General features: G+C 70.6%; 10 protein-coding genes and 1 pseudogene. 6 read left to right on the top strand and 5 right to left on the bottom strand.

What is annotated here, in order from left to right; genetic code table 11:
• Positions 1–257 (top strand): annotated as a pseudogene (locus VF794_RS37730) (hypothetical protein); the annotation flags it as partial.
• 171 nt (positions 258–428) lie between these two features.
• On the opposite strand, the gene VF794_RS37725 reads toward VF794_RS37730, so the two are convergent.
• The 3 genes from VF794_RS37725 to VF794_RS37715 form a co-directional block, all read right to left on the bottom strand.
• A complete protein-coding gene (locus tag VF794_RS37725) occupies positions 429–875 on the bottom strand; it encodes a DoxX family protein (protein WP_331118206.1) in 447 nt (148 codons plus the stop codon).
• 168 nt (positions 876–1,043) lie between these two features.
• Positions 1,044–1,742: a siderophore-interacting protein gene (locus VF794_RS37720; RefSeq protein WP_331097954.1), complete on the bottom strand. Its 699-nt coding sequence runs from the start codon at positions 1,740–1,742 to the stop codon at positions 1,044–1,046.
• 110 nt (positions 1,743–1,852) lie between these two features.
• The gene (locus VF794_RS37715; protein WP_331118204.1) at positions 1,853–2,731 is read right to left on the bottom strand and encodes a LysR family transcriptional regulator; all 879 of its coding nucleotides are present in this window, start codon (positions 2,729–2,731) and stop codon (positions 1,853–1,855) included.
• A gap of 125 nt (positions 2,732–2,856) precedes the next feature.
• Between VF794_RS37715 and VF794_RS37710 the strand changes: the two genes are divergently transcribed.
• From VF794_RS37710 to VF794_RS37700, 3 genes are all read left to right on the top strand, one after another.
• The gene (locus VF794_RS37710; protein WP_331118202.1) at positions 2,857–3,795 is read left to right on the top strand and encodes a class III extradiol ring-cleavage dioxygenase; all 939 of its coding nucleotides are present in this window, start codon (positions 2,857–2,859) and stop codon (positions 3,793–3,795) included.
• Positions 3,796–3,904: 109 nt separating this feature from the next.
• Positions 3,905–4,765, top strand: a complete 861-nt coding sequence (locus VF794_RS37705) for an SDR family oxidoreductase (RefSeq protein WP_331118200.1) — start codon at positions 3,905–3,907, stop codon at positions 4,763–4,765.
• Between the two features lie 52 nt (positions 4,766–4,817).
• Positions 4,818–6,224, top strand: coding sequence for an NAD(P)/FAD-dependent oxidoreductase (locus tag VF794_RS37700; protein WP_331118198.1), 1,407 nt, complete (start codon positions 4,818–4,820; stop codon positions 6,222–6,224).
• A gap of 56 nt (positions 6,225–6,280) precedes the next feature.
• Here VF794_RS37700 and VF794_RS37695 read toward each other — a convergent pair whose 3' ends face one another.
• Positions 6,281–7,171, bottom strand: coding sequence for a protocatechuate 3,4-dioxygenase (locus VF794_RS37695; RefSeq protein WP_331118196.1), 891 nt, complete (start codon positions 7,169–7,171; stop codon positions 6,281–6,283).
• Between the two features lie 37 nt (positions 7,172–7,208).
• On the opposite strand from VF794_RS37695, the gene VF794_RS37690 reads away from it, so the two are divergent.
• Both VF794_RS37690 and VF794_RS37685 read left to right on the top strand, forming a co-directional pair.
• Entirely contained in the window at positions 7,209–8,144 is a 936-nt protein-coding gene (locus VF794_RS37690; protein WP_331118193.1) for a LysR family transcriptional regulator, read from the top strand.
• A gap of 152 nt (positions 8,145–8,296) precedes the next feature.
• Positions 8,297–8,713: a DoxX family protein gene (locus VF794_RS37685; RefSeq protein ID WP_331118192.1), complete on the top strand. Its 417-nt coding sequence runs from the start codon at positions 8,297–8,299 to the stop codon at positions 8,711–8,713.
• A 113-nt stretch (positions 8,714–8,826) separates the two neighbouring features.
• Here the strand turns inward: VF794_RS37685 and VF794_RS37680 are convergent, their stop codons facing one another.
• Entirely contained in the window at positions 8,827–10,224 is a 1,398-nt protein-coding gene (locus VF794_RS37680) for a hypothetical protein (RefSeq protein ID WP_331118190.1), read from the bottom strand.
• Between the last annotated feature and the right edge of the window lie 131 nt (positions 10,225–10,355).

Below are 10,355 nucleotides of genomic sequence, written 5' to 3'. Positions count from 1 at the left end.
GGGCCGACGTGTGCCTGAAGAGGGCTGCACCGCCTCTCCACCGGCCCGGCGCACAGCCCTGGCGGCCCCCCTCCGCAACCTTCCTCGCCCCCTCCGCTCCCTCCCTCTCCCTCAACAGGGCCCTCATCCCGCCTATACTTCTGGCCAAGGCCGAGTCCAGGGGCATCGTGCTGGAGAAGGACGGGAAACCCATGGGCATCCAGCCTGAGGGGGTTCCCATACGCAACGCGGATGAGATTTCAACTCAGCCGGGTTGATGCTGGCCGTAGAGCCCCCTGGATGAACATGCCTGCCCAGGCCGCCTTCCCAGGCGGGACGCGCCAGGGGCCTGGCTCTCTTGGCTGGCTGTGGCGGCTTGACTGAAACACCGCCAGAGCGGGCGCTCTCTTGCAGCCTGCCCGGGCGGTGCGCGGCCGTGCAGCACCGGCCTAGCGCGCGACGATGGGCGCCTTCTTGGAGCGGCCCCAGGCGACGAACGCGGCCAGGGCGGCAAGCACGAAGTTGACGGGCAGCATGCCGAGCTCCCCGCGCGTCACGTGGACGCCCGAGGCCAGCACCATCACCACCACGAGGCCGAGCGCGGCGAGCGGCGTGAGGCGCGGCTGGATGCGCGTGGCGGAGGGCAGGATGAGACCGAGCGCGCCCAGAATCTCCACGGTCCCGATGAAGCGCACGAGGGCGCCTGGCACCGCCGTCGTCCAGGGCATCTGGGCGGCGAGTGCCTCGAGCGGCTGGGTGACCTTCGTGAGCCCCGCCATGAAGAAGGCCACGGCCAGGAGCACCTGGACGACCCAGAGGCCGATGTGCAGGCCCTTGGAGGCAGTGGGCTGGGCGACGGAGGACCGCGAGGGGGACTGCGTGGTGACGGAAGCCATGGTGTTTCTCCGGTGCAGCGAGGTCGAGGGGGAAGAGGCATCACGCGGTACTGCGCGACGTCCTTCCCGGCGCACCAGTTCTAACTGTTTCGTATCTGGTCCACATCCGGGCCAAGCGCACAACTGCGTTTCCGTTTGGAAACGGCGGTCCGAGGCGTCGCCGGCAGCCTAGTCGAGGCCCACCTTGCCCGGGGCCCAGTACGCCTTCGCCCGCGCGCCGCCCAGGTCCACCCCGCGCGCCCGGAGGCCCTGGCGGACGGCCTGGATGGCGGCAGCCCGGCCCGACAGGACGAGCTGCGCGCCCGGGTGCGCGGAGAGCGCCCGCGCCACGGCCTCGACGAGCCGCTCGTGCGCACCGCGCTCCACGAGCGTCACCACCGAGAGGCCCAGCGCTTCGAGCACGGGCTGCATCTCACGCGGGTCGCCAACCTCAAGCACCGCGGGGCGGTTCGCGCCGTTGGCGAGCGCGAGCCCCACGCTTGTCTCGTCACCGAAGACCAGCCTGGGCTCCGGGCCGCCGACGACGAGCGAGCTGCGCGGGCCGAAGACCTGGAGCTGCTCGCCGGGCCGGGCGTCCCGCGCCCAGCGGGCTCCGGGCCCCTCACCGTGCAGGTAGGCCAGGAGCTCGGTCTCGCCCGCGGCCGCGTCCCAGCGCACGGGCGTGTACGCGCGCGTGCCGACGCCGGGGAGGAAGACCTGGAGCTTGTCGCCCGGGCTCCACGTCGCGCCCCCCAGCCCGGGCCCGCCCAGCACGAGGCGCCGGAAGTGGGGCCCGAGCGCCTCGGCGCGGGTGACGGTGGCGTCGCGAAAGACGAGGCGGCCGATGACGCCCTTCACGAACGCCTTGGCGGTGTGGATCGTGCTCATGCTTCTCCTTGGAGGGAGCGGGGAGCGCAGATTGAGCGGCGCGTGTCGCCCCGCGCCGTGAAGAAGTGTGAAGGCCTCCCCACCTGCCCCTCCGCTCGCCCGGACCGAGTCTATGGCGCGGTGCTCCACTTCTTCATGGCCTCCAAGAGGGCGTCGCGGAAGGCGGTGATTTTGCGTGGGACCTGTCCACTCGACGGGTAGACGAGCGCGAGCTCGGCCTTGAAGGCGTGCTGGTCGGTCAGCGGCACCGCTTGGAGCAGGCCCTCGGCCACGTACGGCGCGGCGGCGAACGCAGGGAGCATGCAGATGCCTGCACCTTCCCGGGCGAGGCTGCGCGTCATCAGGATGTCGTCGCAGAAGAACCGGAACGGCGTGTCCGCGGGCAGCTTCATGAGCGTGCGCTGTGCGGGGTGGAGGATCCAATCGTGCCCCTCCTCGCCAACCTCCTTCGGCCTCCCACGCCGAGCGAGGTAGCTCGGCGCTGCGAACCAGCCCCCCGTCGCAGGCCCCAGGCGGCGAATCGTCAGGGTGGAGTCCTTCATCTTCCCGCCCCCGACGGCGCGGATGGCGAGGTCGAACCCTTGGGCCACGAGGTCGACGTTGGCGTTCGTCACGCGGAGGTCCAACTGCACCTTGGGATAGCGGCGTGCGAACTGCGTGAGGACCTCGGGGAGCACGACGTAGGCGAAGTCGGACGGCGCGGTGAGCCGCAGCACCCCGGAGGGTTCCTCTGCGCGCTCGGGGAGCTTCTGCAGTGCCTGGTTGAGCGCGGCAAGGTGCTGCGCTGTTCTCTCGTAGAGGGCCGTCCCGGCGGTGGAGAGCGCCACCGTGTGCGTCGTGCGGTGGAGCAGCTCGGCCCCGAGCTGTCGCTCCAGGCTCGCGATCGCCCGGCTGACCGTCCCCTTCCCCATCCCGAGCTTGTGGGCGGCCTTGGTGAAGCTCGATGCCTCCGCCACGGCGACGAAGACGGTCAGGAGCTCGAAACTCACGCGTGTTTCCGGCATGGAACAGCATGTTGTCCACCCAAAGGGTGGTGTGCAACGGGAAACGCGCGCATGTTGGGTCGAGCAGCAGCAGCACCTCCGACTCACACATCAAGGCAGCAGACCCGATCATGAGCGACACGAATAAGAACGGACTGACGCGCCGGGAGGCCTCGCTGGGCGGGGCCGCCGCGCTCGCAACCCTCGCCGCGACGGCCCGGGCCACCGGCGCCTCTGAATCTCCCGGAGGGGCCAGCACGGCGAAGGGCGCGCGCATGCCGGTGGCCTTCGTCCCGCACGGCGGCGGTCCCTGGCCCTTCGTCGACATGGGCCGGATGGTGCCCAAGCACGAGATCGAAGCGCTGCGCGCCTACCTGGTGGACCTCCCCAAGGGGCTACCGGGCCGGCCCACGGCGCTGCTGGTGGTCTCGGCGCACTGGGAGGCGACGGAGCCCACGGTCATGACCGCGGCGGCGCCACCCATCTATTACGACTACGGAGGCTTCCCCCCGGAGGCCTACACCATCCAGTGGCCCGCGCCCGGTGCTCCTGCGCTCGCGCGGCGCGTGGCGGGCCTCCTCGAGGCGGCGGGGATTCCCACGAAGACGGATGCGAGCCGGGGCTTCGACCACGGCACCTTCATCCCCTTCAAGGTGTCCTGGCCCAACGCCGACATCCCGACCATCCAGCTGTCGCTCAAGAGCAACTACGACCCGACGGAGCACCTGGCCATCGGCGCCGCGCTCGCGCCGCTGCGCGACGAAGGGGTACTCATCCTCGGCAGCGGCATGAGCTTTCACAACTTCCGCTCGATGCGCACGGGCACCGCCTTGAGGGACTCGCAGCCCTTCGACGCGTGGCTGCGGGAGGCGGCCACGGCAGCGCCGCAGGAGCGTGCACGGCGGCTGACGGCATGGGCTGCCGCACCAGGCGGGCGGCTTGCGCATCCGCAAGAGGACCACCTGCTCCCCTTGATGGTCGTTGCCGGCGCCGCCGGAGACGACGTGGGCCGCGTCACCTTCAACGACGCGTTCGGCGGCGCTCGCCTCTCCGCGTTCCAGTTCGGCTGAGCGCTCCCCCTCACGGGCGCTGCTGGCAGCCTCGGCCGCCGGCCGGCCCGACACCCTCACCCGGGTCGAGGCGGCACACGCTCGACCCAGAAAGAACGAGTCCATCCCCATGATTGCCGTCACCGGCGCCTCTGGCCACCTCGGCCAGCTCGTCATCGAGCAGCTTCTTCAGAAGGTCCCTGCGAACCAGGTCATCGCCATCGTGCGCAGCCCCGACAAGGCGCAGGGCCTCGCGGCCAAGGGCGTGCAGGTGCGCAAGGGCGACTACAACGCCCCCGCCACGCTGGACGCCGCCTTCCAGGGCGTCCAGAAGCTCCTCCTCGTCTCCAGCAGCGAGGTGGGCCAGCGCGCCCGCCAGCACCAGGCGGTCGTGGACGCGGCGAAGAAGGCGGGCGTGAAGCTCCTCGCCTACACCAGCATCCTGAAGGCGGACACCTCGGGCGTCTCGCTCGCCGCCGAGCACCTGACGACGGAGAAGGCCATCCGCGCCTCGGGCATCCCCTTCGTGTTCCTGCGCAACGGCTGGTACCTCGAGAACTACACGGAGAACCTCGGTCCCGCGCTGCAGCACGGAGTGCTGATGGGCGCCGCGAAGGATGGCCGCATCGCCGCGGCCACGCGGGCCGACTTCGCCGCGGCCGCCGTGGCCGTGCTCACCACGCCGGGCCACGAGGGCCGGGGGTACGAGCTCGGGGGCGATCAGCCCTTCACCATGGCCGAGCTCGCCGCCGAGGTGGCGCGTCAGGCCGGCAAGCCCGTCGCCTACAACGACCTGCCCGCGGAGGCGTACGAGAAGACCCTGCTCTCCTTCGGCCTGCCACCGCCGATGGCCCAGGTGCTCGTGAGCGCCGACCAGGGCATTGCCCGGGGCGACCTCGACGAGCGGAGCGGCGACCTGAGCCGCCTCATCGGCCGTCCCACGACGCCGCTGTCCGGGGCCGTGGCCGCCGGGCTCAAGTCGCGCGTCTGACGCCCGCCAAAACCCTCACGGGCGTTGCCGCCCCCTCTGGAGACACCTGCGCATGGAACCCATCACGCCGCCACTCGCCCCCGGCCAGAAGCACGTCATCGTGCTGGGGGCGGGCTTCGCGGGCCTCAACGCCGCGAAGGCGCTCGCGCGCAACCCAGCGCTGCGCGTCACCCTCATGGACCAGCGCAACCATCACCTCTTCCAGCCGCTGCTCTACCAGGTGGCCACCGCGGGCCTGAGCCCCTCGGACATCGCGGTGCCCATCCGCTCGCAGTTCGCCCGACGTCCCAACGTCTCGGTCCACCTCGCGCACATCACGCAGCTGAGCCTCGAGGAGCGCTGGGTGGGCGGAGAGGAGGGCGTGCGGCTGCGCTACGACTACCTCGTGCTCGCGTGCGGCGCCCAGCACAGCTACTTCGGCAAGTCGGAGTGGGAGGACTTCGCGCCGGGCCTCAAGACGCTGGAGCAGGCGACGGAGCTGCGCCGCCGCATCCTCAGTGCCTTCGAGCAGGCGGAGAACGAGCTGGACCCCGAGCGCCAGCGCGCGCTGCTCACCTTCGTGGTGGTGGGCGCCGGGCCCACGGGCGTGGAGATGGCCGGCGCCATCGCGGACATCAGCCGCACGGTGCTGGTGCGTGACTTCCGGCGCATCAACCCCTCCAGCGCGCGCGTCGTGCTGGTGGAGGCCGGCCCGCGCATCCTGCCGACCTTCAGCGAGAAGCTGGGCGAGCGCGCGCACAAGGACCTCGGCGCGCTGGGCGTGGAGGTGCGCACCGGCGCGCGCGTGACGGCGGTGGACGCGGAGGGCGTGACGCTGGGCGAGGAGCGCCTGCCGTCGCGCACGGTGGTGTGGGCCGCGGGCGTGGAGGCCGCGCGCTTGACGCGCAGCCTGGGCGTGCCGCTGGACCGAGCGGGCCGCGTGAACGTCCTGCCCGACCTCTCGCTGCCCGGCCACCCAGAGGTGTTCGCGGCGGGGGACGTGGCGCACGTGGAGCTCGACGGCAAGCTGGTGCCGGGCGTCGCGCCCGCGGCGATGCAGATGGGCCGTGCGGTGGCGCGCAACGTCCTCGCGGACCTGATGGGCAAGCCGCGCGCCCCCTTCCGTTACAAGGACAAGGGGGCGATGGCCACCATCGGGAAGCACCGCGCCATCGCCGAGACGGGCAAGACGCGCCTGACGGGCTTCGTCGCGTGGCTCGCCTGGCTCTTCATCCACGTCTGGTACCTGGTGGGCTTCAAGAACCGCTTCGGCGTGTTCCTCACGTGGGTGTGGAGCTACCTGTTCAGCACCCGCGGCGCGCGCCTCATCACCGAGCGCGAGTGGCGGCTCGCCCCGCGCGCGGCGGCGGCCCGCACGCCCCTGGGCGCACCCACGGCGGGGCCGAAGACCCCAGCCGAGGGCACCACCACCGGCACACGCGGCACGGAAGCCGACCGCCTGGGGCCGTCATGGACTTGAGGTTCGCGGGCGTTGGCAGAAGCCGCGCGAGCCGCGCCCAACGGGCGTTCAGGGGTTCAGGGGAAAGCCGGCGGGGGGGCGTTCGGGTCGTTGGGGTCGAAGCCGGCGTCGATCAGATCCTGCAAGGTCTTGCTGTTGGCCTTGCACAGGGGCGTGCCGGTCGACGAGCGGACGATGAAGGTCTTCCAGGCCAGCATCGCGCCATCCGGCATCTTCCGGGTCTGGAAGATGAAGTCGCCCAGTTGCTCCTGCGCCACGACCAGGTCGGCCGTGTTGCGCGTGTCACGCTGGCCACGCGTGGTGTAGAGCGGCTGGGTGCCGGTGATGTCGTCGTTGAGCGAGTCCTGGAAATAGAGCTGGGCCGTCACGGACTCGGTGCCGGCGATGTTGATGGTGAAGTGGATGTGAGTGGCGCGGCCCTTGTACCAGCCAGGGAAGCAGGTATCGAAGTCCACCCGGCCGTCGACATCCGTCGTCTGCACGCCACGGAACCACCGCGCGGCGCGGGCCTCCTGGTTGTCGGGATTGCAGAACGGGTGCATATCGTCGCCCGAGTAGACGCCCTCCGGTCCGGCATGCCAGATGTCGACGGTCGCGCCCGGGACGGGCTTGCAGGACTCATCCAGCACGCGGAACGCGAGGCGCACGGGCAGCCCGTCATGGCCCTCGCTGATGTCCTTACGGACCAGCGTGGTTCCATGGCAGGGGCCCAGAATCTGTTCACACGTCAGCTTGCACGCCGTGCCCGAATCCGAGGCGAACGGGTTGGGGTAGGTGCTGGCCCCGGTCATCGCGGCGGTCCCCCCGGTCGCCCAGCCCGCTTCTCCTGTGCCCGGGTCCTTGTCACCGCAGGCGAGGAGCTGACTGAGTGGAACGGCCGCCAACGTCAGGCCGAGTCCACCGAGAACCTGCCGGCGCGTCATCTTGTTCTTCGTCGTCGTGCTCATGAAGGGCCTCCAGGGCAGTGAGGTACCCTGTCCCTCCGTGAGCAACAAGTCAGCGAAAACGAAACCCGAGGTTGCCATTTCAGCAACGACTCCGGATGACCTGAGGGACCTGCGTGCCTTCTGCCTGGTCGTGGACCATGGCTCGCTCACCGCCGCGGCGAAGCAATTGGGCGAGACCAAGGGTTCGGTGAGTCGAAGGCTCTCCCGTCTGGAATCGGCCCTGGGTGTTCCCCTCGTTCGTCGCAGCCCCCGGCTCGTGCAGCCCACGGAGGAGGGAGTCCTGTACCGGCAGCGTGTCGGGCGGGCGCTCGAGCTACTCGAGGACGCAACGGATGCGCTCAAGGAGGCACAGGGACACCCGCGAGGGCGGCTTCGTGTCACCGCTCCGCCGGATTTCGCCCATACGGTGCTCGCCCCGGTGTTCGCGCGATTCTGTGAGGCCCACCGGGACATCTCGCTGGAGCTGATCCTGACCGACCGGCAGCTCGATTTCGACGCACACCAGTTGGATGTCGCGCTTCGCCTGGCCTCCTCCCTACGAGACTCCTCATTGGTCGCGCTTCGGCTGCTCGACGGACAGATGGGTTTCGTTGCCTCGCCCGCGTACCTCGAACGGGAGGGTCACCCGCGTCGCCTGGCGGATCTCTCGGAGCATCGCGTCCTGGTGCTGCGTCAAGAGAGCGGACCGAGCGCCGTTCACCTCACGCCGGCCGTCGTGGCGCTGGATGGCACGTTCCTCCGCGCCCTGGCGTTGGAGGGGGTAGGGATTGCCATCCTGCCCCTGACCCTGGTCGAACCGGAGCTCGCGCAAGGGCGACTGGTGCGGCTGCTCTCCGGCCAGGACAGTCCGCGCAGGTTTTCCTTGTACCTGCTGCATCCGGCCACCCCGTTGCTCCCCGCCAGGGTTCGCGCGTTCCGCGACTTCATGGCTCACGCGCTCCTGAATCAGGGCCGTGGGCCATGGGGCGCCTAGGTTCTGTTTGCAAAGGCCGGTACCGGAGCATCGAGCGACGCGGCCGGGCGCTCCGTTCCATTTTCAGAACACACTGTTGCATGCGCCCCATCTGGTGGCGCCTGGTGCAACAGTTATCCTTGGCGTGTCGGTCCTCTCTCCCGGAAATCCCCATGCCCGCGTCTATCGCCGCCCCCCAGGCCTCCCGAGGCCTGCGCATCGCCCTCTGGGTCGCCCAGGCGCTCCTCGCCGTCGCCTTCATCGGTGCGGGCCTCATGAAGTCCACCGTCCCCATCGAGGAGCTCGCGAAGAACATGTCGTGGGTGCCCCGCTACTCGCCCGGCATGGTGCGCTTCATCGGCGCCTCGGAGCTGCTCGGCGGCGTGGGGCTGCTGCCCGCGCTCACCCGCATCCTGCCCGTCCTCACGCCCGTGGCCGCCTCGGCCCTCACGCTGGTGATGGTGCTCGCCGCCGGGGAGCACCTGACGAACGGGGAGGCCCCGATGGTGGTGTCGAACCTCGTGCTCGGCGGCCTGGCCGCGTTCATCGCTTGGGGCCGCTTCACGAAGGCGCCCATCGCGCCTCGCTAACGCCTGGGCCGCCCGCCCCTCAGCGCGCAGCGAGCGGGCGGGCGGCGAGTATGAACTCCTGAAGAACTCCGCAGAGGTGAGGGGCCGAAGCGAGCCCCTCACCCCGGTTCAGCTCACGGCAGCGCCAGGGCGACGCGCTGGCGCAGGCGCAGGAAGTCGTCGGACAGGACGTAGGTGAGGATCTGCTGCAGGTCGGCGCGCTCGCGCAGGGCCTGGAGCAGGGGCTCGGCGTTGTCCAGGCGGGCGGTGGCGAAGTTCGGGTCCTCGCGCAGCACCATGGTGAGGCCCACCGACACGTCGCCGCACATCAGCACGCCGGCCCGGTCCGCCGAGAACGCCATGCCCGCCAGCGCGGGCTCCAGCTCCACCTTGGCCTGCGGCCCCAGCTCCAGGGCGGCCGGCTCCAGCGCCTTGAGCGCCTTGCGCGAGTAGGCCCGGCGGTACTGCCGCACCATCTCCTCGTTGTTGCGTCCCAGCGCCGTGAACAGCGGCGCAAAGATGCGGATGGAGTTGCCGAACAAGTCCTGCGTCTCGCCGCGCGACAGCTTGGAGAGCACCGCCGTCTTGTTCAGCAGGCCCAGCACCGCGCGGCCGAAGAGGAACTTCTGCTCGCGGGCGTTGAAGCGGCGCACCACGTCCTGGCCCACGCACATGCTCAGCGGCTCGGTCGTCTCCATGCCGATGAGCCCGCGGCGGGCCTGGTACACCTCGAACTCCTCCACGCCGAACACCTGCGCCACCGCGCGCACGGCCTTGAAGACCGCGTGGTCCGGCTTGAGCTTGTCCGTCTTGCGGTCCACCCCGAGCAGCTCGAACTGCGCCGGGTGCAGCTTGCTGAGCTGATCTCCCACGGCCCGCATCACCTCGAGCAGCGGCCCGCGCGCCGAGGGGTGCATGAGCCCCGCGTCCACGTCCGCCAGGCTCAGCCGCTCCTGCGTCTCCGTGGGCAGGCGGCTGCGCATCTCCGAGTAGAAGGACGCCTCCGCCTCGTTGGACGAGCGCAGGAAGTGCAGCACCGCCGCGGCGCAGAAGGCCTTGTCGTTCTGCCGGGTGCCTTCCCACAGCCGGAAGAGCGCGTGCAGGCTCTCCACCCGGGTGGGATCCAGCTTCAGCAGTTGCCGGTTCTCCTCGATGGCGAGCTGCGAGGCCGCCGCGTCGCGCATGTAGAGCGTGGCCAGGGCCGAGCGCGCCGGGACGTTGGCCGCATCCGCGTCGACGATGTGCCGGTACAGGGGGATGGCGCGCGTGGGCTCCTCCAGCGGGCCGGCGTACAGGTCCGCCACCTTGAGCCGCAGCGAGGCCGCGCGCTTCATGTCCCCGGTGGCCTGGGCCTGGGCGGCCTGGGCCTCTAGCATCTGCGAGAGCTCCAGCAGGTTGCCGCCGCGCTCGTAGAGCACCACCAGCCGGTCCACCAGCGTGGCATCGCCCGGGGTGAGCTCCAGCGCCTGCCGGTACAGGGTGGAGGCGGAGGCGCCATCCCCCAGGCCCTGCTCGTGGATCTGCTCACCCAAGCAGGTGAGGAGGAGGCGAACGAGGCGCCGCAGGCAGCGGCCAGCAAGGAGCTGCTGAAGGAGAGGACGCCGCGAGTGAATTGGGCCGAGCTGCTCAGAAGGACGTTCGACTTGGACGTGTTCGCCTGCGT

Source organism: Archangium sp. (assembly GCF_036389735.1).
In the GTDB taxonomy this organism is placed as follows: domain Bacteria; phylum Myxococcota; class Myxococcia; order Myxococcales; family Myxococcaceae; genus Archangium.
The sequence above is the reverse complement of the archived record's forward strand: the minus strand, read 5'-3'. Positions and strand labels throughout refer to the sequence as shown.

Coding starts and splice junctions, on each gene's coding strand:
- VF794_RS37720 (WP_331097954.1), bottom strand. CDS start 1,742: ATGAGCACGATCCACACCGCCAAGGCGTTCGTGAAGGGCGTCATCGGC.
- VF794_RS37710 (WP_331118202.1), top strand. CDS start 2,857: ATGAGCGACACGAATAAGAACGGACTGACGCGCCGGGAGGCCTCGCTG.
- VF794_RS37695 (WP_331118196.1), bottom strand. CDS start 7,171: ATGAGCACGACGACGAAGAACAAGATGACGCGCCGGCAGGTTCTCGGT.
- VF794_RS37685 (WP_331118192.1), top strand. CDS start 8,297: ATGCCCGCGTCTATCGCCGCCCCCCAGGCCTCCCGAGGCCTGCGCATC.
- VF794_RS37725 (WP_331118206.1), bottom strand. CDS start 875: ATGGCTTCCGTCACCACGCAGTCCCCCTCGCGGTCCTCCGTCGCCCAG.
- VF794_RS37700 (WP_331118198.1), top strand. CDS start 4,818: ATGGAACCCATCACGCCGCCACTCGCCCCCGGCCAGAAGCACGTCATC.
- VF794_RS37705 (WP_331118200.1), top strand. CDS start 3,905: ATGATTGCCGTCACCGGCGCCTCTGGCCACCTCGGCCAGCTCGTCATC.